The following is a 20,872-nucleotide window of genomic DNA, read 5'->3' as shown; positions in this document are numbered from 1 at the left end:
GGGGGGGGGGGCCGGGGGGGGGGGGGCGGCGGGGGGGGGGCCGGGGCGGGGGGGGGGGGGCGGGGGGGGGGGGGGCCCGGGGCCCCCACGCCCCACGGACCGGCCGAGAATGCAGTCGAAGGAATAGTCCATGCAATTTCGCCAAAAGGCGCTTTCCAAGCTGCAGTCTCCCGAAGAACTCGATCTCCCGGTGCGTTTCGCCCGCCCGCAGGGCCGGCTCGTCCTGGCCGTCACCGTCCTCGTCATGGCGGCCGCCGCGTACTGGACGTTCACCGGCACGGTGACGTCGAAGCTGACCGCGCCCGGGATCCTCACCCACACCGAGGGCCGCTACCTCCTGCAGAGTCCCGTCGCCGGACAGGTGACCGAGGTCCTGGTCGCCGAGGGCGCCACGGTCCAGGAGGGCCAGCCCCTCGTCGTCGTCCGCACCGGACAGGGCGACGAGAAGGTGCGCGCGCTCGCCGCGGGACGGCTGACCGCGCTCTACGCCCGGACCGGCGCCGTGCTGCCCACCGGCGCCGACGTGGCGACCGTCGAGCGCACCGGCGGCCCGCACGATCCGCTCGTCGCCGTCCTCTACGTCCCCGGCGGCAGCGCCTCCGCGCTCCGCAAGGGCGCCCGCGTCGACCTCACCGTCACCTCCGTCGCCCGCGACACCTACGGCGTGCTGCGCGGCCGGGTCACCGAGGTGGGCCGCGCGCCGCAGACGAAGGCGCAGATCGGCGGCTTCCTCGGCGACGACGGGCTCGCCGCCGCGTTCACCCGCCAGGGCAACCCGGTCGCCGTGCTCGTCGCCCTGGACCGCTCCGCCGCCACGGCGTCCGGCTACGCCTGGTCCTCGGCCGAGGGCCCCCCGTACACCGTCGAGTCCGGCACGCCCGTCAGCGGCTCGGTCCACCTCTCCTCGCAACGCCCCGTCGACTGGCTGCTCCCGTGAACCCGCCTTCCCCTCCCTCCCGTTCCGCCGCTTCGCGCACAAGAGCCGCGAACCCCCGGCGCCGCCCCGCGCCCCGCCGCCGTCCGGTGGCCCGCGGCCGGCGGCCGCGCACGGTCCGCACGCCCACCGTGCTCCAGATGGAGGCGGTGGAGTGCGGCGCGGCGGCCCTCGCGATGGTCCTCGGGCACTACGGCAAATACGTGCCGCTGGAGGAGCTGCGGATCGCGTGCGGTGTCTCCCGGGACGGCTCGCGCGCGAGCAACCTGCTGAAGGCGGCGCGCAGTCACGGCCTGACGGCCAAGGGCATGCAGATGGACCTGGCGGCGCTCGCCGAGGTCGCCGCCCCGGCCGTGCTGTTCTGGGAGTTCAACCACTACGTCGTCTACGACGGGATGGGCCGGCGCCTCGGCCGCACCGGCGTGTACGTCAACGACCCGGCGAAGGGCCGCCGGTTCGTGCCCATGGAGGAGTTCGACGCCGCCTTCACCGGCATCGTCCTCGTCTTCGAACCCGGCCCCGGCTTCCGGCGCGGCGGCCGCAGACCCGGCGTGCTCGGCGCGCTGCCGGCCCGGCTGCGCGGCACCTCGGGCACCATGGCGGCGGCGGTGCTCTCCAGCGTGCTGCTCGTGGCCGTCGGCGCGTGGGTGCCGGCCCTGAGCCGCACGTACATCGACACCTTCCTCATCGGCGGCCAGTCGTCGCTGCTCGGCGTGCTGTTCGCGGCGATGACCACCGCGCTCGTCCTCAGCGCCGCGCTCACCGCACTGCAGCAGGCCAATCTGCTGCGCGGCCGGATCGTCTCCTCCACCCTGGGCAGCGCCCGCTTCCTGCGGCATCTGCTGCGGCTGCCCGTCGCCTTCTACGCCCAGCGCGGCCCGGCGGACCTGGTGCAACGGCTGCGCTCCAACGACGCGGTCGCCGAGACGCTGGCCCGTGACCTGTCGGCGGCGGGCGTGGACGCGGTCGTCGTGCTGCTGTACGCGGTGCTGCTGTGGACGTACGATCCGCAGCTCACCGTCGTCGGCGTCGGCGTCGCGCTGCTCAACGTCGTCGCGCTGCGGATCGCGGTGCGCGTCCGGGCCACCGGCACCCGCAAGCTGCGCGCCGAGAGCGCCCGGCTGACGAACACCTCGTACGGCGGGCTGCAGCTCATCGAGACCATCAAGGCGACCGGCGGCGAGGACGGCTTCTTCCGCCGCTGGTCGGGGCAGCACGCGGTCACCCTGGACGTGCAGCAGCGGCTGGGCGTGCCGAGCGCGTGGCTGGCGATCGTCGCGCCCACGCTCGCCGCCCTCAACAGCGCGCTGATCCTGATGATCGGCGGACTGCGGGCGGTCGAGGGCCATCTGACGGTGGGTCTGCTCGTCGCCTTCCAGGCGCTGGTGACCGGCTTCACCGCGCCGATCGCCCGGCTCGGCGGCGTCGCCGGCCGGATCCAGGACTTCGCCGCCGACGTGGCCCGGCTCAAGGACGTGGAGAACTTCCCCGTCGACCCGGTTCACGCCCGGCCCGAGCCGGCCGGCGGCACCCGCCGCCTCGCCGGCCACGTCGAGCTCGACCGGGTCACCTTCGGCTACAGCCCGCTGGACGCGCCGCTGCTCACCGACTTCTCGCTCACCGTGGGCCCCGGGCAGCAGGTCGCGCTCGTCGGCGGCTCCGGCAGCGGCAAGTCGACCGTGTCGCGGCTGATCGCGGGCCTGTACGCCCCCTGGGAGGGCACGGTCCGGGTCGACGGACGGCGCCTGGAGGACATTGCGCGCGCCGCGCTCGCCGCCTCCGTGGCCTTCGTCGACCAGGACGTCTTCCTCTTCGAGGGCAGCGTCCGCGACAACGTGGCGCTGTGGGACCCGTCCGTGCCCGACGAGGCCGTCGTCGCCGCGCTCGCGGACGCCGGCGTCCTCGACGACGTGTCCCGGCGGCCCGGCGGCATCCACAGCCGGGTCGAGCAGGACGGCCGCAACTTCTCCGGCGGCCAGCGCCAGCGCCTCGAACTCGCCCGGGCGCTGGTCCGCGACCCCGCCGTGCTGGTGCTCGACGAGGTGACCAGCGCGCTGGACGCGGTCACCGAGCGGGTCGTCATCGACAACCTGCGCCGCCGCGGCTGCGCCTGTGTGGTCATCGCCCACCGGCTCAGCACCGTGCGCGACAGCGACGAGATCCTCGTCCTCGACCGGGGCACGGTGGTGGAACGCGGCCGGCACGACCAGCTGGTGGCCGCGGGCGGCCCGTACGCCGAACTGGTCAAGGAGCACTGAGGTGACCACCCCGCACACCGCCCCGTACGACGCCGCCGAAGCCGCTGCGACGGGCGCCGCCGGAGCCGTCACGACGGGCGCGGGCGACCCGGTCGTCACCGCGCTCGGCGCCCTCGGCGCGCCCGTCGACTGCACCGGTCTGCGCAGCCTGTCCCTCGAGGGCCCGTCGGTGCTGTGGCTGGTGGTGCACGGCGCGCTCGACCTGTTCGCCGTGGACGCGGCGCACGCCGGCGCCTGGCACTTCCTCGGCCGGGCCGGCGCGGGCGCGCTGCTGCTCGGCCCGGCGGAGGGCCCGTACCACACGCTGGTCGGCCGGCCCACCCGCGAGTGCCTGCTGCGCCGGATCGAGCTGCGCGAGCTGTACCGGCAGCCGTACCAGGCACCGTACGAGACGGGCGCCCAGGTGCCGGGCCCGCTGGAGGCGGCCTTCGCGCTGGGCGTGGGGCGCGGACTGCGCGTGCTCTACGAGGCTCCGCTCGGCGGCGCCACGACCGGCGCGGCCCAGGCGGTCCAGGCGGCGGACGACGACATCGTGTGGATGCACGTCGCTCCCGGCGACGTCGGCTACGGCCCCGCGTACGACCTGCTCGTCGACGCGGTGCTGTGGCAGGGCATGGTCGAGCAGCAGTACCGGCTCCTGTACGCCCTCGACGACTGGATCGAGGAGCGCGAGCGCGCCCAGGAGGACCGCACGGCGGCCGGTCTCGCGGCGGGCCGGGCGGCCGGCAGCGAGGCCGACGAGGCGCTGCTCGCCGCCATCGGCCGCCCCGGCGGCGGCCGGGCCCGGCGCGGCGCGGGTACGGACGCGACGCTCGCCGTGTGCCGGCTCGTCGCGGCGGACGCCCGTATCGTCCTCGCCGAATCCGCCGAGACGGTCGAGGCCGCCGGCCAGGACGACGCCGACCCCGTCGAGCGGATCGCGCTCGCCTCCCGGGTGCGCACCCGCACGGTCGGGCTGCGCGGCCGCTGGTGGCGGGAGGACTGCGGCCCCCTGGTGGGCCGGCGGGAGCGCGACGGAGCGCCGGTGGCGCTGCTGTGGCGGCGCGGCGGCTACGTGGCGGTCGCGCCGGGCGGCGGGCACCGGGAGCGGATCGACAAGGACAACGAGGACTCCTTCGAGCGGCAGGCCGTGATGTTCTACCGGCCGCTGCCCGAAGGCCCGATCGGGCTGCCCCGGCTGCTGCGCTTCAGCACCCGCGGCACCCGCCGGGAACTGCGGGCGCTGCTCCTGGGCGGCCTCGTCTCGATGGTGCTCGGCGCGGCGGTGCCCGCGGCGACCGGCCGGGTCCTCGGCGAATACGTGCCGGCCGCGGAGACCGACCTGATCGTGCGGACGGCGGTGGCGCTCGTCGCCGCGGCCGTCGTCGCCGCCGTGTTCGGGCTGCTGCAGAACGTCGCGCTGCTGCGCCTGGAGGGCCGCATCGAGGCCACCTTGCAGCCCGCCGTCTGGGACCGGCTGCTCCGGCTCCCGGCGACGTTCTTCACCGGCCGCTCGACCGGCGAACTCGCCAACGCGGCCCTCGGCATCGGCGCCATCCGGCGCATGCTGTCCGGTGTGGCCCCGGTCTGTCTGCAGGCCGCCACCGTCGGCACGATGAACGTCGTCGTGCTGTTCGTCCTCAGCCCGTCCCTCGCCCTCGTCGCACTCGCCCTGCTGTTCGCCGTCGGCGCGGTCTTCCTCGGCTTCGGGCTGTGGCAGCTGCGCTACCAGCGGCGGCTCGTCGAGCTGAACAGCCGGCTCGACAACCAGGCGTTCCAGACCCTGCGCGGCCTGCCCAAGCTGCGCGTCGCCGCGGCCGAGAGCTTCGCCTACGCCGCCTGGGCCAAGGAGTTCGCCCGCACCCGGGTGCTCCAGCAGCGGGTCGGCCGGATCCAGAACACCCTCACCGTGCTCGGCGCGGTCTGTCTGCCGCTGTGCACCCTGGTGATGTTCGCGCTGCTCGCGGGCCCGGCCCGCGGTGTCATGTCCGCCGCCGAGTTCCTCACCTTCTCCACGGCCCTGACCATGCTGCTCTCCGCCGTCACCCAGGTGACCGGCGCGCTGCTCTCCGTCGCCGCCGTCCTGCCCGTCTTCGAGCAGGCCGCGCCGATCCTGCGGGCCGCGCCCGAGGTACGCGGCGGCGCCGCGCGCCCCGGCACGCTCAGCGGCGCCGTCGAGGCCCGCCAGCTGTCGTACCGCTACAGCGACGACGGTCCGCTGGTCCTCGACGGCGTCGACGTGCGCGTCCGGGCCGGCGAGTTCGTCGCGATCGTCGGCGCCAGCGGCTGCGGCAAGTCCACCCTGCTGCGGCTGCTCATCGGCTTCGACCGTCCCACCGAGGGCAGCGTGCTGTACGACGGCCAGGACCTGGCCGCCCTCGACCGGGCCGCCGTGCGCCGCCAGTGCGGCGTGGTCCTCCAGCACGCCCGCCCGCTGACCGGCTCGATCCTCGACTGCCTGCGCGGCACCGAGGCGTTCACCCTGGAGGAGGCGTGGGCGGCGCTGGCGATGGCGGGTCTCGCCGAGGACGTCCAGGCCATGCCGATGGGCCTGCACACCATGCTCTCGGACGGCGGCGGCACGCTCTCCGGAGGCCAGCGCCAGCGCCTGATGATCGCCCAGGCCCTCATCCGCAGGCCGCGGATCCTCTTCCTCGACGAGGCGACGAGCGCGCTCGACAACGAGGCGCAGCGCGTCGTCATCGAGTCGACGCGGGCGCTCCACGCGACCAGGATCGTCATCGCGCACCGGCTGTCCACGGTGATGGGCGCCGACCGGGTGATCGCGATGGCGGAGGGCCGGGTGGTGCAGCAGGGCACGCCCGCCGAACTGCTCGCGGATCCGGCGGGGCTGTTCCACGAGCTGGTGCGGCGGCAGCTGCGCTGACAGCGCCGAAGGGCGCCGGGGAGTCTCCCCGGCGCCCTCGGCGTGCGCTGTGACGCCAGGTCAGCAGCCGCTGGTCAGCCAGCGGCAGGCGGTGATCAGCGCGGCGGCGTGCTCCTCACCGCGGGCGTCCTCGGTGCGGGCCTCCTCGGGCAGCACCTGCAGGGCGTCGATGTCGAACTCCATCATGGCGAACTCCTCAACTGTGATACGGGTTGCCGGGCCCCGGAAGGGGCCTGGCTCCGCCGGCCGGCGGCCGGCGGAAACTCGGTGGGCCGCCGGTCAGTCCTCGGGCAGCCAGGCACGCGGGCCGCCGCAGCGCAGGCGGAGCAGCAGCGAGAGGCTGCCGGCCAGGCCGGTGGCGTACTCGGCGAGCACGGTCCTGCGGTTCTCGTCCGGCACGAGCAGCCGGCCGTCGCGCACCACCGCGTGCGCGGCCAGATGCCCGACCAGCAGCTCCGCGGCGGCGCGGTGTCCGGCGTCGAGCAGGAACTCGGCGTTCCCGGACAGCCCGTGGCAGGTCGCGGGCGAGTCGGTCGCCCGGCCCGCCAGGACCGCGCGGGCGGCTCCGTCCACCAGCTCGCGCAGAGCCGGGTCGGTGCTCCCGCCGGCCCGCCAGAGCCGCACCAGGAACGTGCCGACACCGGACGAGCCACTGCACCAGTGCCGTGCCAGCTCCGGCGAGTCCGACAGATGCCGTGCCCGGTCCACCGGCCACAGCGTCCCGGCCGCTCCGCTGCGCGCGGCCGTGGCGAGCGTGTCGCCCGCCTCGGCGGCGGCCGCCCCGAAGGCGTCCTCGCCGGTGGCCTCCGCCGCGAGCAGCAGGAAGGTGCCGACTCCGGCCACGCCGTGCGCGAAGCCGTAGTGCCACGCCCCGGCCAGCGCGGAGTCGAAGTCCTCCGGCACCGGCCAGAACAGCCCCTCGGGCGTCTGCCGGCCCGCCTTGAGCAGCCCGGCGGCAGCCTCGCCGGCCCGGTCCAGGAACCGCTGGTCCCCGGTCGCCTGCCAGAACCGCAGCTGCGTCAGACCGGAACCGGCCGCGCCGTGGCACACGTCGGGATTGGGCCAGCGCACGGGCAGCGCGAGCGCCGACTCGGCCGCGCGCTCCGCCAGTTCGGCGTCGCCGAGCGCCCGTGCCGCGTCGAGCAGCGCCCAGGCGGTGCCCGCCCGCCCGAAGTGCAGTCCCGGCAGCCGGCCGGGGATGTCCCGCTGCCGGTCCGCGGTCCAGCGCGCGGCGGTCCGCAGCCCCTCGCGCAACGGGGCCCGCTCGATCCCGAGCTCGTCGGCGTGGCGCAGCGCGCGGGCCAGGACGGCGACTCCACCGGCCGATCCGTGCTGCAGCGCCACCGGGTCGCAGGTCTCGCCGAAGGAGTCGGAGGCCCAGAGCCGCTCGGGGTCGCCGGGCCGCATGGTGGCGAGGAGGTGGGCGATCCCGTCGCGCAGGAGACGGTCACGGAGGGCGGCGGGGTCGGGGACGCCCGGCGCCCGGGGCGGCGTGCCGGCGGCCCGGCCCCGCGCGGACGCCGATGCCGGAGCCGTACGGGAGGCGGTGCCGGGCGGCGTAGCGGCCGGCAGGCCGGACGGGGTGACGGGCCCCGGGCCCGGAGCCGTACGAGGGACCGTCCCGGCGGGCGCGCCGGCCTGCCCGGCACCGCCCGGCTTCGCGGCGTGCTGCTCGGCGTGCCCGGACTCCGGCTCCCTCGCCCCCAGCCCCCGCACGAACTCCCGGGCCCGCTCCAGGTCCCAGCGCTCCGTGGCCTCGTCCCGCATCAGCCCGCGTACCAGCGGCGCGTAGCGCGCCACCAGCGGCAGGTCGCGTGCCAGCAGCTCGACGAGTTCGGCCAGGCGCTGCTCGTCGGGACGTGCGCCGGCCGGCGGGAGGTCGGGGGCGAACAACGGGTCCGCGCCGGTCAGGGTGTGGAGGACGGTGGCGCCCAGTGCGTAGAGGTCGGCGGTCGGCGGGAGGGCGGGGGCCACCTGGTCCAGGTCGCGGAGCTCGGGCGCGGTGTAGCCCGGGGTGGCGCCCAGGATCCAGCGTTCGCCTTCGCGCGCGGCCATTTCGAGGTCGATGAGGAGGAGGCGGCCGTCAGGGGTGACCATGACGTTGTTGGGGCCGAAGTCGTGCAGGGTGACGCCGAGTTCGTGGGCGGTGGCGACGAGTTCGACGAGCTGCCAGACCAGGGAGGCGGCGGTGCGTGCGTCGGGGCAGGCGGCGCCGTCGCGGGCGAGGCGGTCGGCGACCGTGCGGCGCAGGGTGGTGCCGGGGACGGACTCGGCGGCGAGGAAGACGCTGCCCTGCTGCTCGAAGACCTCGACGAGGCCGGGGACGCGGTCGGGGGCGGCGGCGCCGAAGCGGCCGAGCAGCGCCGCCTCGCGGCGCAGCAGGTCGCGGACGTCGAGTCCTTCGAGGCCGGCGCCGACGTGCGGGCGGGCCTGTTTGACGACGACGGGGGCGCCGGTGCGGGTGTCCTCGGCGCGGTAGACGCCGCCCTTGTTGGAGTGCTGGATGGCGCCGCGGACGACGTAACGGTCCGCCAGGAGCACGGGTTTGGCGGTGCCGGTGCTGCGGGCGGGGGCGGGCGCGCGGTCGGGGAAGGGGTCGCCGGCCCAGGCCGGCGGGGAATACCAGGCGTTGCGCTGGTCGGTGACCCGGCGGCCGTCGGGGTCGGTGAGGCGGGCGGCGAAGCCGCCGTCGGGGGTGAGTTCGCGGACGCCGGCGAACACCCCGTACCGGTAGGAGACCTGGCTGTCGGGCCGGTAGCGCCGGTCGGAGAGGACGGCGGGCCCGGGCAGGCCGACGGTGACGCGGTGCAGTTCCTCGGCGAGCCACCGGAAGCGGTCGTCGTCGGCCGGGTAGACGGTGAGGAACTTGCCGCCTCCGCCGCGTGCGGAGCGCCCGGACACGAGCGCGGCGACGCGGGCGGGGCTGCCGGCGAACTTGAAGGCGGTGCCGTGGTCGATGAGCACCTCGGCGCAGCGGGCGAGCACGAGCGGCGCGGAGAGCGGGGTCGCGGAGACGTGGAGCTTCCAGCCCTGCGGGCGGCGGACGGCCGTCCCGGGGACGACATGGCACCAGAACTCGCCCTGGTCGACGCTCCATTCGCCCGCCCCGGCGGCCTCCGCGCGGCGGGCGAGCGCGGCGCGGACGAGGTCGGGCAGGAGGTCGAGGTCGGCGGGCCGCTCGGCGCGGGCGCGGCGGGGGTAGGTCACGGGACTACAGCTCCGGCCGCGTGTAGTCGTCGCCCCAGCTGGTGTCGAGGAGGCCGGCGGCGAGCGCCTGCCCCGTGCCCGTCGTGTCCGTCGTGGCGTCCCGGGGGCCGGCGGTGTGCCCGGCGGCGAGGCCGGCGCCCGCGACGAGGGCGGCGGCGACGAGGAGACGGCGGACGGCTGCGGACATGAGCGGGCTCCAGGGTTCGGGAGACGTGGGACGGGGGCGGAACCCGCGTTCGGCGGGATCGCTCCGGATGACCGGCGGGAGAGCGGCGAAGCACGGGCGGAAGGCCGGTGAAGACCGTTCCGCCGGGTTTCGGCCCGTCGGTCAACCTCAGTTCACCCTGGCGCGCCCGCTTGGTCCAGCGCCATGACCTGGCAATACCCTGCATGGCACGGAAGTAGCAGGGCCGCGAAGCGGGGGGAATCCGCACAGATGACACATATCGGGACCGATCTCGACGAAATCCCGCGACTGGACGCGCACGCCGTCGCCGTCTTCGAGTACGTACTGGCCCGGGGCAGCCTGATCCGCTGGCCGCCGGACGTCGTTCCGCTGCTCGGCCTGAGCCAGGAGGAGGTGGAGGCCGCGTCCCGCAGGCTGCTGCGGCTGCGGCTGCTGCGCCCGGCGCCGGGGCGGCCCGAGGAGCTGATCCCGGTCAGCCCGGACGCCGCGGCGGCGGAGGTGGTGGGGCCGCTGGAGGCGCGCCTGGCGCGCGCGGCGACGCGCGCCCGGTCCGTACGCGACGAACTGCAGTCGCTGATGCCGCAGTACCGGGCCGCGCGCAGCGCGCAGGACCGCCGGCAGGGCTTCGACGTGCTGCCCGACATGGCCTCGGCGTCGGCGATGCTGACGGAGGAGGCGGAGCGCTGCCACGAGGAGGTGTTCAGCATCCAGCCGGGCGGCGGCCGGGCGCCGGGCCGGCTCGGCGCGGCCCTCGACCGGGACCTGGCGATGCTGCGCCGCGGGGTGCGGATGCGCACGCTCTACCAGCACTCGGCGCGCTCCAGCCTGTCCACGCAAGGGTACGTGGAGCGGCTGACGGAGGCCGGCGCCGAGTACCGTACGGCCGCCGAACTGCCCGACCGGGCCGTGGTGTTCGACCGCGCCGTGGCCTTCCTGCCGCGCCGCGTCGACGGCGGTACGGGCGAGGGCGCCGTCCTGGTCAGGGACCCGGACGTCGTGGCGTACCTGTGCCGGGTCTTCGACCAGGCGTGGTCCGGCGCGGCCCCGTTCCACGGCACCAGCGAGGCGGCCTACAAGGACGTCGGCCCGAGCCTGCGCCGCGCCCTGGTGGGCCTGCTCGCCGAGGGCGCCAAGGACGAGGTGATCGCCCGCCGCATGGGCATGTCGCTGCGCACCATCCGCCGCCACATCGCGGAGCTGCTCGAGGAGCTGGGCGCCGAGAGCCGCTTCCAGGGCGGCGCGCTGGCCGAGCGCGCGGGCCTGACGGCGCCGCCGGCGGACCCGGCGGCGGGACCCGCGCCGGGACCCGCGGCGGCGCCGGACCCCGCGTGACGCAGGGCACGGGAGGATCGCCCGCCCGCCGCTCCCCGGCCCGGCGACCCGGCCCTTCTCGTCCCGCGCGCCGATGTCGCGGACGCCGTCGACGCGCCGGGCCGCCTCCCACGGGTCCGGCGCGGAGCAGCCGCCCGCCGGGGGCTCGAAGAGGAGCGCCCGGAGGGCGGCTCAGTGCACGCCGCGCGGGCGGAACTGGACGCTGATGCGGGGGCCGACCGCGCGGGCGGTCTTGGGGACGGCGTGTTCCCAGGTGCGCTGGCAGGAGCCGCCCATGACGAGGAGGTCGCCGTGGCCGGAGGGGACGCGCAGGGCGACGGGGCCGCCGCCGCGCGGGCGGAAGGCGAGGTCGCGGGGGTCGCCGAGGGCGATGATCGCGACCATGGTGTCCTCGGTGGCGGAGCGGCCGGTGCGGTCGCCGTGCCAGGCGACGCTGTCGCGGCCGTCCCGGTAGAGGCAGAGGCCGGCGGTGGCGAAGGGTTCGCCGAGCTCGTGGGCGTAGTGCGCGCCGAGGGCGTCGCGGGCCTCGGTCAGGGCGGGGTGCGGGAGCGGGGCGCCCTCGCGGTAGTTCGCGAGGAGGCGGGGGACGGCGACCACGCTGTCGTACATCCGGCGCTCCTCGGCGTACCAGGGCACGCCGGCCGCCAGCTCCTCGAAGAGCGCGTCGGCGCCGTGCAGCCAGCCGGGCAGGTGGTCGACCCAGGCGCCGTCGCCGAGCTCGGTGCGCCGGATGCCGTCCAGGGGGCCGGGGCCGATGTCGGCACCCTGGTCGAAGAGGGAGCCCTGGAGCCCGGGGATGTCACCACGTACCGCTGTCATGGTGACAGCGTACCGCCGATCGAACACCTGAGCGATTCGCGAGACGGGTCTACGTGGCCCGGACGAGGTGCCGGTAGCACTGCGGGTTCGCGGCGAGGAAGTCGGCGAACGCCTGTGGCGGGTGCCCGGTGAGCGTGCGGACGTCGTCGGACACGTCGTCCATCTCGCCGACGGCCACCGCCTCGTACGAGGTCACCCAGCCCTCGACCTCCCAGTCGGGCGCGTGGTAGAGGGCCCGCGAGGCGTACGCCTGGTCGCGGGTCTCCGGCTCGTAGACGACCTCGCGCCCGCTGGCCTCGCTCAGCGCGGCGGCGATCTCGGCGAAGCTCAGCGCCTCGGGGCCGGTCATGTCGTACGTGGCGCCGTCGTGCCCTTCGCCGAGCAGCACCGCCGTCACGGAGTCGGCGATGTCGTCGTGGGTGACGGCGCCGACCCGGCCGTCCCCGCCGGGACCGCGCAGGACGCCCTGCGGGGAGGTCATCGCGGCGAGGTCGGACTGGTAGGTGCTGTCGCGGAGGAAGGTGAAGGGCACGCCGGTGGAGCGGATGTGCTGCTCGGTGTGCCAGTGGTCGCGGGCGTAGGTGAAGGTCGCGTGGGGTGCGGCGTTGAGGTAGGAGAGGTAGACGACCCGCCCCACCCCGGCCGCGAGGGCCGCGTCCACCGCGGCGGCGTGGGTCCGTACCCGGCCGGGCGCCTCGTGGGCGGAGACCATGAAGAGGGTGTGCGCGCCGTCGAGCGCGGAGCGCATCGCGGCGCCGTCGTCGTAGGACGCCGTGCGGGTGTCGCCGGTCGGCAGCGCGGCCAGCTTCCCCTGGTCACGGCCGAGCGCCCGGACGGCCGCGCCCGCCTCCACGAGCTGCCGCACCACCCGGCGCCCGATCCGTCCGGTCGCCCCGGTGACCGCGATGAGCTCCGTCATGTCCCGCCCGCCCTTCCGCCGCGCCGGTCCGTGTCCCTCCTCATTCGACCCCGGGCGCGGGCGGCGCGCACCCGCTCCTACGGCCGGGCGGCGCAGGGCGCCAGGGTGTACGTACGGGTGGCGGTGTAGAAGTCGAGCGCGGCCCGGCCCTGTTCGCGGGGGCCGAAGCTGGACGCCTTGGCTCCGCCGAAGGGGAGGTGGAAGTCGACTCCGGTGGTCGGGGCGTTGATCCGGATCATGCCGGTGTCCAGGCGGTCGAGGCCGTGCAGCGCGGCGGACAGGTCGGCGGTGTGGACGGAGGTGACGAGGCCGTAGCGGGCCGCGTTGGTGATCCGCACGGCGTGGTCGAGGTCGCGGGCGCCGAGCAGGGCGGCGACGGGGCCGAAGACCTCCTCGCGCAGCAGCCGGTGTCCGGGGCCGGCCTTCTCGACGAGGGTGGGGGCCGCGTACCAGCCGGTCCTGGCCGGCAGCGTGCCGCCGGCCAGGACGGACAGGCCCTGCCAGGCGGCGGCCGTCTCGTCGCGGGCCGCGCGGGTGATGAGCGGGCCGCAGACGGTGGCCACATCGGCGGGGTCGCCGACCGGGACGGCGCGCAGCGCCTCGGCGAGGGCCTCGCGCAGCGGGTCGAGGGCGGCGCCGACGGCGACGACCCGGCTGGTGGCGGTGCACTTCTGGCCGGCGTATCCGGCGACGGAGGCCGCGATGTGGGCGGCGGCCTGCGCGATGTCGGCGTCGGGCAGCACGATCGCCGCGTTGAGGCCGCCCATCTCGGCCTGGACGGGGATGCCGCGGGCCGTGGCGGAACGGACGACAGCGCGGCCGACCTGGGACGAGCCGGTGAAGGAGACGACGTCGGCGGCGGAGACGAGCGCGCCGCCTTCGGTGGCGCCCCCCGGCACGACGCTGAGGACGGCGTCGGGCAGGGCCCGTCGGACGAGTTCGGCGAGGCGCACGGCGCAGGCGGTGGCCTCGGGCGCGGGCTTGAGCACGACGGTGTTGCCCGCGGCGAGCGCGGGCGCCGCCTTCCAGCTCGGGATGGCGAAGGGGAAGTTCCACGGGGTGATCAGCCCGGCGACGCCGTGCGGCCGGCGCCGGGTGAGCAGCAGCCCGGGGCCGGCGGCGGTGTCGTGGACGGCGCCGGTGGGCTCGTACGGGGCCTGGGCGTAGTAGCGCCAGATGGCGGCGGTCCGGGCGACCTCCGCGCGGGCCTCGGCGAGCGGCTTGCCGACCTCCCGTACGGCGAGAGCGGCGAGTTCGTCCGCGGCGGCCTCGACGGCGGAGGCCACCGCGCCGAGGGCGGCGGAGCGGGCGGCGGCCCCGCCGTCCGCCCAGCCGGGCTGGGCGGCACGGGCCCGCTCGACGGAGTCGGCGACGGCGAAGGCGCCGGGCTCGGGCAGGTCGACGAGCACGTCGGCGGGGTCGGCCGGGTTGCGCGAGATGACGGTCATGGCCCGTACCCTAGCGCAGTAAAATTTCACAGTGCCATGTCACGTATCAGTTCAGCGGCCGACCGCCGCGGGCCAGGGGTGTCTTGTGGATCAGGGCCGGACAGGCGCTAGTTGGTCGCCGGGCGCAGCCGGTCGATCGGATGCGTCTCCACGTACGCCGCCAGCGCGTCGTCCTTGAACGCCTGCCACAGCGCCGCGCAGCGCGCCCGGTCGAGGTGGACCACCGACTGGCCCCGCTCCGTGCCGGTCCCCTTCACCGGCGCGTTCATGAACGTCATGCCGCCGGCCCGCACCTCCCGCATGTTCCAGACCAGTTCGCGCATGTCGCCGTCGCCGAAGCGCTCGTCGACCGAGACGGTCTCGGTGAAGATGTCCAGGGTCTTCTTCAGCTGGAGCGGGTCCTTGAGGGAGGCGGAGCTCATCACCTTCTCCAGGACCGTGCGCAGGTAGTTCTGCTGACGGTGGGTGCGGTCGAAGTCGCCGTTGGGCAGGTTCTTGCGCTCGCCGACGTACGCCAGGGCCTCGGCGCCGTCCATGTGCCGGCGCTCGCCGTCCGCGAGGAGGATGTCGACGCCGCCGACGGCGTCCGTGAGCTTGCGGAAGCCGTTCCAGTCGATGACGGCGAAGTGGTCCACGCGCACGCCGGTGAGGCGCTGCACCGTGTCGATGAGCAGCGGCGGACCGCCCCAGGAGAAGGCCGCGTTGAGCTTGGCCCGGCCGCGGCCGGGGATGTCGGTCCAGGAGTCGCGCGGCAGGGAGACCACGTACGCGGCGGAGTGGTCGTCCGGGATGTGCACCAGCATCATCGCGTCGCTGCGCTGGTCACCGTACTTCCACAGCCGCCCCTTGGCGTCACTGCCGGTCGTGGGGACCTCGGAGCGCGAGTCGAGGCCCATGAGGAGGAAGTTCTGGCCGCCCTTGGAAGCGGGCGGGACGGGCGCGCCGGTCGGGAAGGTCTGCGGGATCCGCTGCACCCGGCCGGTGTAGTGCTCGTACACCCAGTAGCCGGCGCCCGCGGTGAGCAGCACCGCGCCGACGAGCAGACAGAGCGCGGTCAGCAGGACGGTCCGCGCCCTGGGGCGCCGCCGCCGCCGTGCCGTGTCGCCGCCCTTGCCGGCGCCGCCACCCGGCTCCGGGCGGCCTTCACCCTGCTCCGGTCCGCCGTCGACCCGCTCCGGTCCGCTGCCGTCGTCCTCCGCACGGCTGCCGCCTTCCGCGACCGCGCTCTCGTTCCGTTCGCCCATCGGTTACCGGCTCCCCCTCCACTGCCCCACGCGCCCCGACTCGCCCCGCCGAGCGCGCACTTCAGGCCAACAGAATGCCGAAAAGCGGCGCGGCGCGGGGCGAGTCGGGGAAGCGGAGCAATGGGGTCCGGGAGGGTGTCAGCCCGTGACGGTGATCTGCTGGGCCGGGTCCGTCGTGTCGGTGATCTGGTACGTGGCGCTGAACGTGGCCGACTGGTTGCCCGTCGGACAGAGGAAGCCGCCGGTGCCGGTGGCCGGGACCGGCGCGCCGGCGATGGCCAGGCTGGACGGGGCGCCGTTGGTCCAGCCGCCGTTGACGGCGGTGGGGCCGGTCGGCGAGGCGGTGAGGGTGCACGCGGCGAGGCCGCTGGTCTTCAGGACGACACCGCCCTTGGGAATGGTGATCGCGCCGCCGGCCGGGGCGCCGTTCTGGGCGGAGAGCGACCAGGCGCCGTTGGTGGCGTTGGTGGTGACGGTGACGCTGACGCCGACGATGCTGGTGCTGCAGCCGCTGAAGGTGGGCGGGTTGATGGGCGCGGAGACGGGCCCGGCGTCGTTGTGGTTGGCGGGGGCGGCCGGGACCTTGTTGTTGGCGCCGGTGGTCGGCACGGACGCGGAGACCGTGCAGGTCATCGTGGTGGACCCGGCGACGAAGGTGGCCTTGCCGGAGAGCTTGGCGGCGAAGGAGTGACCGGCCGGGAGCACCGTGGTGGAAGCGGCCTGGACGCCCGCGCTGGTGCCGGCGAAGGCGAGGGCAGCGGCGGCGGCGAGGCCGGTGGCGGTGACGAGCAGCTTGGACATGGGGATCTCCTCGGGATCTGAGCGGAGTGAGGGGTGCGAGGAGGTGCGGATGCGTGTGATGTGGGGGGTGCACGCGAAGCGACTTGAGAGTAGAACCGGCCAGTAGGGGTGTCCAGGCAGGTTTTCCGCCACTACTGACGGATCGTCAAAAAGCTTTGCCCGGTACGGGACTTGACGTGCGAGGCGGGCGAGCGCGGGCGTGCGCGGCGGGCCGGCGTACGACTGCCGCCCCCGGAGCGGAGCCTCGTTCCGGGGGCGGCGGGGAGCGGCGATGTCGGCGCACGACGCTCGCGAAACCGGATCCAAGGGCCCCCACGGCCCTCGTTCGGAACGACCCGGCGGATCCGATCCTGCCGTGTCCCGGACCCCGATTCCATGGTCATCCGGCCTCTCCCACACGATCCAGCGACGAGGGCGCTCCGGCTTGACGTTCGTCGTGGCGTGCGTCGTGGCGTGCGTCACGGCCGCCCCGCCGGCCGTGCAACGGTCCGGCAAAGGATCCGGCCGTGACCCCGCGCGTTCCGGTCGCATCCGGACATCACAGGGGCTCCGGTACAGGTCGGGGCCGGTGCGGCGGGGATACTGGAGGCTCCACACGAACAGAATGTCAAGGAGGGCCGGGTGGAGTTCCGCCTGCTCGGGACGGTGTCCATCGCGGCCGAGGCGGGTGAACTGCCGCTCGGCCCCGCCAAGCGGAGAAGCGTGCTCGCGGTGCTGCTGCTGCGCGCCAACGCCGTGGTCCCCGTCGACCGGCTCATCGACGCCGTCTGGGAGGAGGACCCGCCGGCGCGCGCCCGCACCGTCGTGCAGGGCCATGTGTCCCGGCTGCGGGCGCTCTTCGAACAGGGCGGCGCCGAGGACTACGGGGTCGAGCTGGCCACCCATACCCAGGCCTACGAGCTGCGGATGCCCGACCAGCTCCTCGACACGTACCGCTTCGACGAGCTGGTCCAGCTGGCGGGCCACCAGAAGCACCCGGCGGACGCCGTCATGATGCTGCGCGAGGCCCTGGCGCTGTGGCGCGGCCCCGCGCTCACCGGCACCGTCGCCAGCGAGCAGCTGCTCGTCGCCGCGCAGGCCCTGGAGGAGACCCGGCTCGACACCGTCGAGCAGCTCGCGGCGGCGTACGGGCGGCTCGGCGAACACGTGAAGGCCGCCGCCCTGCTGCGCGCCGAGTCCGCCGCCAACCCGCTGCGCGAGTCCCTGGCCGCCGCGCTGATGCTCTCCCTCTACCGTGCCGGCCACCAGTCGGACGCCCTCGACTGCTACCACCGCACCCGCACCATGCTCGCCGACGAGCTCGGCGTCGACCCGGGGCCCGCGCTGCGCGCCGCGTACGAGGCGGTGCTGCGCGGCCTGCCGCACAGCACGCCCGCCCCCGGCCCCGGTCCGGCCGGCCTCGCGCCGGGCGGTCCCGGCGGCCCCCGGCCCACCGGGCCGTACGGCTCCGAGCCGCCGCGCGCCCACCACGAAGGTCACGCCGGTCACCCCGGCCACGCCGGTCACCTGGACCCTTCCGGCCATTCCCGCTTCTCCGCCCACTCCGGACACCTGTCCGCGTTCGGATCCGGAGCCGCCGGCCACCCGTCCGCCCATCCCTCGGCTCCCGTCGCCTTCCTCCCGGGCACGCCATCCCCGGCCCCCGGTCACGGTCACGGCCACGGCCACGCCTCCGACGCCTCCACGGCCCCGCCCGGGACGCCCGCGGACGGCGCGGCCCGCCCCGCCCCGGCCGCCCTGTCCCTCCCCGCGCCCGACCTCCTCCCCCGCACGCCCCGCGGCTTCCTCGGCCGCGAGCGGGAACTGGCCGCGCTCGACACGGCCGTCGACGCGGCCCGGGTCGCCCTCGTCACCGGTCCCGCCGGAGTCGGCAAGACGGCCTTCGCGCTCCACTGGGCACACCTGCGGGCCGACCGCTACCCCGACGGCGTGCTCTACGCGGACCTGCGCGGCTTCGGCCCGGCCGACGGGGACGGGGTGGACGCGGCCGACGTGCTGCGCGAGTTCCTGACCGCGCTCGGAGTGCCGCCGCGGCAGCTGCCGGAGTCGGCGACGGCGGCCGAAGCGCTCTACCGGACGCTGACCGAGGAGCGGGCGCTGCTCGTCGTCCTCGACAACGTGCGCGCGACCGAGAGCGCCAGGCCGCTGCTGCCGGCCGGCCCGCGCTGCGCCGCCGTGGTCACCTCACGGCTGCGGCTCGGCGGGCTCGTGGTGAGCGAACTGGCGCGGCCGGTCCCGCTCGGCGTCCTGGGCCTGGACGAGTCGGCGGCGCTGCTCGCCGCCGCGGTCGGCGCGGACCGGATCGGGGCCGAACCGGACGCGGCCCGGCGGCTCGCCGAGCTGTGCGACGGCCTGCCGCTCGCACTGCGCGTCACCGCCGCCCAGCTGGCCGCCCGGCCGCACTGGCGGCTCACCGACCTGGCCGCCGAACTCGCCGACGAGCAGCGCCGACTGGCCCTGCTCTCGGTGGACGAGTCCGCGGGCGCCGACGGGCAGGGCGTGGCGGCCGCGCTGCGGGTCACCGTGCAGGGGCTGCCCGAGGAGGCGGCGCGGCTGTTCGCGCGGATCGGGGACGTACCCGGCCCGGACCTCGACCGGCACGCCGCCGCCGCGCTGCTCGACCGGACGCCGGCGGTCGCCGCCGAGGCGCTGGACCGGCTCTGCGACGCGCACCTGCTCACCGAGTACGCGCCGGGCCGGCACACCCTGCACGACCTGGTGCGGCTCTACGCCCGCAGCCTGGAGGCCGACGCCGAGGCGCTGCCACGGCTGCTCGACCACTACACGCTCACCGCGATGGCCGCGACGCGGGCCGCCGAACCGGACGACCAGCCCTGCTGCACCGTGCCGGACGGCACCCGGCTGTCCCGCACCACGGTGCACTTCGCCGGCCGGGACGCCGCGCTGCTCTGGTACGCGGCCGAGCGCGACAACCTCGCCGCGGCCGTCACCGCCGCCCGCGCGGCCGGGCTGCACGACCGGGCCTGGCGGCTCGCCGTGCTCCCGTGGCCGTACATCCTGTGGAACAGCCACGACGGCTGGGCGCCGCTCCTGGAGGACGGCGTGGACTCGGCCGCGCGGCTCGACGACCCGGACGCCGAGTCCCGGGCCCGGGCGCTGCTCGGCTGGGTGCTCACCCAGGAGAACCGGCTGCCCGAGGCCCTGGTCCACCTGCGCCTCGCCCCCGAGCTCGCGGCCCGCGCGGGCGAACGTTCCAGCGAGGCCACGGCGCTGGTGAACCTGGCCGTCGCGCTCGACCACGACGGCGTCGGCGAGGAATCCCTCGCCCACACCGCCCGCGCGGCCGAACTCGTCCGGGACAGCGGTGACGTGATGACCGAGCTGCTCGCCCTCGAGCACCGCTCCCGTCAGCTCCTCGCCGTCGGCGACCCGGCCGGCGCGCTCGCCTGCGCCGGGCGCGGACTCGCCCTGGACGGCGACACGGTCAACGGTCTCGTGGGGGTCCGGCAGAGCATGCTCAAGGCGACGGCCGGTTCGGCCCTGCTCGAACTGGGCCGTACGGAGGAGGCCGAGGCGACGCTGGTACGGGCGCGCGAACTGGCGCTGTCGCACGGCTACCAGGAGAGCGTGCGCCGGGTGGACGCGGAGCTGGCCCGGATCCGCGAGGGCCGCTGAGCGCTTGACCCGGATGCGCTGCTGGTAGTGCGTGGTCCGTGGGGGACGTTCCGGTCCCCGCGTTCGGGACTGCATGATTTACGGCGCGGACTCGTCCCCCGAGACGTGAACGCCCTTGTTCCGCGCCACAAATCACGCTTTACGTCCCGAACGCGGGGCCCTGCACGTCCCCCACTCCCCGCCGTCGTCAACCATCTGCCGTGGCAGGGACGGTTCACGGGCCCCACACCGGGACCGTCGGTGCGGGCCGCCCCTGGCCGCCCTCCTTGAGGCCCGTCTTCAGCGCGCCGCACAGCCAGCCGTGCACCGCCCCCATCGTGGGGCCCGCCCGGTCGCCCGCCACCTCGCCCGCGAGCTGCCAGTAGCGGCCGATCACCGGATCGAAGCCGCTGATCATCAGTCCGGCCAGCCGCCGTCGGAAGGCGCGGGTGTCGCGGGCGCCGAGCGCGCCGGCGTACGCGGCGACGAATCCGTCGAGCGCCGCGCCCGGGGACGGCGGGGCGCCGCCCGACATCTCCCGGGTGCCCAGCTCGTACGCCTCGGCGAGCCCTTCGTACAGGACGGTCGGCCGGTGCGGGAGGTCCGCCAGGTGCAGGGCGGGCGCGGGGGCCCGTGAGACCAGTTCGTGGAGCCGCGCGAAGGCCAGCACCTGCGCCGGGTCCGGGTCCTCGGGCAGCGGCGGTACGGCCGCGTCGACGACCGCCGCGGCGAGTCGCGACGGGAAGCGTACGGGCAGGGTGCGCCGCCAGAAGCGGGCGAGCACCGTCGTGTCGGGCGGCGCGGACACGGCGGCGAGCAGCCGCAGCCGCTCGGCCCGCTCCGCCGCGGTGCAGTCCTGGAGCAGCCGCAACGACGCCTCCCGCCAGCGCAGTTCGGCGATCCGTCCGCCGACCTCGGCCAACTGGCCTGCGACCACGTCCTCCAGCGCGTCCTGCTCGTCGAGCACCCGCCCCACGGCCGCCACCGGCAGGTCGAGGCCGCGCAGGGTGCGGATGACCCGCAGTCGCTCCAACGCCCCCTGCCCGTACCGCCGGTGGCCGCCGCCACTGCGGCCGGACTCGGGCAGCAGTCCGCGATCGGAGTAGAAGCGCACGGTCTTGACGGTGACGCCCGCACGCTCGGCGAGCTCCCCGATGCTCCACATCCCGCTGTCGTCGTCGGTGCGCATGGAACGCAACGCTACCCGCAGGTCCGGCGCGCCGGTCGGTTGAACCTCCCCCT

General features: G+C 75.8%; 14 protein-coding genes. 5 read left to right on the top strand and 9 right to left on the bottom strand.

Annotation, left to right across the window (positions count from 1 at the left end):
* Positions 1-130: 130 nt before the first annotated feature.
* The 3 genes from ACFYU9_RS02655 to ACFYU9_RS02645 are packed head-to-tail and all read left to right on the top strand — an operon-like array spanning position 131 to position 6,058.
* Positions 131-937, top strand: coding sequence for an HlyD family efflux transporter periplasmic adaptor subunit (locus ACFYU9_RS02655; RefSeq protein WP_389341684.1), 807 nt, complete (start codon positions 131-133; stop codon positions 935-937).
* Positions 934-3,192 (top strand): NHLP family bacteriocin export ABC transporter peptidase/permease/ATPase subunit, encoded by a 2,259-nt coding sequence (locus ACFYU9_RS02650; protein WP_389210213.1) that lies wholly within the window; start codon positions 934-936, stop codon positions 3,190-3,192. The genes ACFYU9_RS02655 and ACFYU9_RS02650 overlap by 4 nt, the downstream gene beginning before the upstream one ends.
* Position 3,193: 1 nt before the next feature.
* The gene (locus tag ACFYU9_RS02645) at positions 3,194-6,058 is read left to right on the top strand and encodes an NHLP bacteriocin export ABC transporter permease/ATPase subunit (protein WP_389341681.1); all 2,865 of its coding nucleotides are present in this window, start codon (positions 3,194-3,196) and stop codon (positions 6,056-6,058) included.
* 60 nt (positions 6,059-6,118) lie between these two features.
* Here the strand turns inward: ACFYU9_RS02645 and ACFYU9_RS02640 are convergent, their stop codons facing one another.
* The 3 genes from ACFYU9_RS02640 to ACFYU9_RS02630 all read right to left on the bottom strand — a co-directional run bounded on the left by ACFYU9_RS02640 (position 6,119) and on the right by ACFYU9_RS02630 (position 9,452).
* Positions 6,119-6,244, bottom strand: coding sequence for an ALQxL family class IV lanthipeptide (locus ACFYU9_RS02640; RefSeq protein WP_388847272.1), 126 nt, complete (start codon positions 6,242-6,244; stop codon positions 6,119-6,121).
* 93 nt (positions 6,245-6,337) lie between these two features.
* Positions 6,338-9,265 carry a class IV lanthionine synthetase LanL gene (gene lanL, locus ACFYU9_RS02635; protein WP_389341678.1) on the bottom strand — a complete coding sequence of 976 codons (2,928 nt, stop codon included), beginning with the start codon at positions 9,263-9,265 and terminating at the stop codon, positions 6,338-6,340.
* A gap of 4 nt (positions 9,266-9,269) precedes the next feature.
* Positions 9,270-9,452, bottom strand: a complete 183-nt coding sequence (locus tag ACFYU9_RS02630; protein ID WP_389210207.1) for a hypothetical protein — start codon at positions 9,450-9,452, stop codon at positions 9,270-9,272.
* Between the two features lie 249 nt (positions 9,453-9,701).
* Between ACFYU9_RS02630 and ACFYU9_RS02625 the strand changes: the two genes are divergently transcribed.
* Positions 9,702-10,784 (top strand): hypothetical protein, encoded by a 1,083-nt coding sequence (locus ACFYU9_RS02625; RefSeq protein WP_389341671.1) that lies wholly within the window; start codon positions 9,702-9,704, stop codon positions 10,782-10,784.
* A 171-nt stretch (positions 10,785-10,955) separates the two neighbouring features.
* Here the strand turns inward: ACFYU9_RS02625 and ACFYU9_RS02620 are convergent, their stop codons facing one another.
* From ACFYU9_RS02620 to ACFYU9_RS02600, 5 genes are all read right to left on the bottom strand, one after another.
* Positions 10,956-11,603, bottom strand: coding sequence for an alpha-ketoglutarate-dependent dioxygenase AlkB (locus ACFYU9_RS02620; RefSeq protein WP_389210203.1), 648 nt, complete (start codon positions 11,601-11,603; stop codon positions 10,956-10,958).
* A 49-nt stretch (positions 11,604-11,652) separates the two neighbouring features.
* Positions 11,653-12,522, bottom strand: coding sequence for an SDR family oxidoreductase (locus ACFYU9_RS02615; RefSeq protein WP_389341669.1), 870 nt, complete (start codon positions 12,520-12,522; stop codon positions 11,653-11,655).
* A gap of 77 nt (positions 12,523-12,599) precedes the next feature.
* The gene (locus tag ACFYU9_RS02610) at positions 12,600-13,970 is read right to left on the bottom strand and encodes an aldehyde dehydrogenase family protein (protein WP_389341666.1); all 1,371 of its coding nucleotides are present in this window, start codon (positions 13,968-13,970) and stop codon (positions 12,600-12,602) included.
* Between the two features lie 107 nt (positions 13,971-14,077).
* Positions 14,078-15,214 (bottom strand): LCP family protein, encoded by a 1,137-nt coding sequence (locus ACFYU9_RS02605; protein ID WP_389341663.1) that lies wholly within the window; start codon positions 15,212-15,214, stop codon positions 14,078-14,080.
* A gap of 138 nt (positions 15,215-15,352) precedes the next feature.
* Positions 15,353-16,015: a hypothetical protein gene (locus ACFYU9_RS02600; RefSeq protein ID WP_389341660.1), complete on the bottom strand. Its 663-nt coding sequence runs from the start codon at positions 16,013-16,015 to the stop codon at positions 15,353-15,355.
* A gap of 621 nt (positions 16,016-16,636) precedes the next feature.
* On the opposite strand from ACFYU9_RS02600, the gene ACFYU9_RS02595 reads away from it, so the two are divergent.
* On the top strand, positions 16,637-19,651 hold the full coding sequence (locus ACFYU9_RS02595; protein WP_389341657.1) for a BTAD domain-containing putative transcriptional regulator: 3,015 nt from the start codon (positions 16,637-16,639) through the stop codon (positions 19,649-19,651).
* 214 nt (positions 19,652-19,865) lie between these two features.
* On the opposite strand, the gene ACFYU9_RS02590 is transcribed toward ACFYU9_RS02595, so the two are convergent.
* Positions 19,866-20,819, bottom strand: a complete 954-nt coding sequence (locus ACFYU9_RS02590) for a MerR family transcriptional regulator (protein ID WP_389341655.1) — start codon at positions 20,817-20,819, stop codon at positions 19,866-19,868.
* Positions 20,820-20,872: the final 53 nt, after the last annotated feature.

Source organism: Streptomyces sp. NPDC004327 (genome assembly GCF_042873935.1).
Taxonomy (GTDB): Bacteria; Actinomycetota; Actinomycetes; order Streptomycetales; family Streptomycetaceae; genus Streptomyces.
This window is presented reverse-complemented; position numbering and strand designations above follow the sequence as displayed.

Excerpts from the sequence above, each read along its gene's own strand:
- ACFYU9_RS02590 (WP_389341655.1), bottom strand. The coding sequence starts at position 20,819 with ATGCGCACCGACGACGACAGCGGGATGTGGAGCATCGGGGAGCTCGCC.
- ACFYU9_RS02615 (WP_389341669.1), bottom strand. The coding sequence starts at position 12,522 with ATGACGGAGCTCATCGCGGTCACCGGGGCGACCGGACGGATCGGGCGC.
- ACFYU9_RS02600 (WP_389341660.1), bottom strand. The coding sequence starts at position 16,015 with ATGTCCAAGCTGCTCGTCACCGCCACCGGCCTCGCCGCCGCCGCTGCC.
- ACFYU9_RS02610 (WP_389341666.1), bottom strand. The coding sequence starts at position 13,970 with ATGACCGTCATCTCGCGCAACCCGGCCGACCCCGCCGACGTGCTCGTC.
- ACFYU9_RS02630 (WP_389210207.1), bottom strand. The coding sequence starts at position 9,452 with ATGTCCGCAGCCGTCCGCCGTCTCCTCGTCGCCGCCGCCCTCGTCGCG.
- ACFYU9_RS02605 (WP_389341663.1), bottom strand. The coding sequence starts at position 15,214 with ATGGGCGAACGGAACGAGAGCGCGGTCGCGGAAGGCGGCAGCCGTGCG.
- ACFYU9_RS02655 (WP_389341684.1), top strand. The coding sequence starts at position 131 with ATGCAATTTCGCCAAAAGGCGCTTTCCAAGCTGCAGTCTCCCGAAGAA.
- ACFYU9_RS02625 (WP_389341671.1), top strand. The coding sequence starts at position 9,702 with ATGACACATATCGGGACCGATCTCGACGAAATCCCGCGACTGGACGCG.
- ACFYU9_RS02620 (WP_389210203.1), bottom strand. The coding sequence starts at position 11,603 with ATGACAGCGGTACGTGGTGACATCCCCGGGCTCCAGGGCTCCCTCTTC.
- ACFYU9_RS02640 (WP_388847272.1), bottom strand. The coding sequence starts at position 6,244 with ATGATGGAGTTCGACATCGACGCCCTGCAGGTGCTGCCCGAGGAGGCC.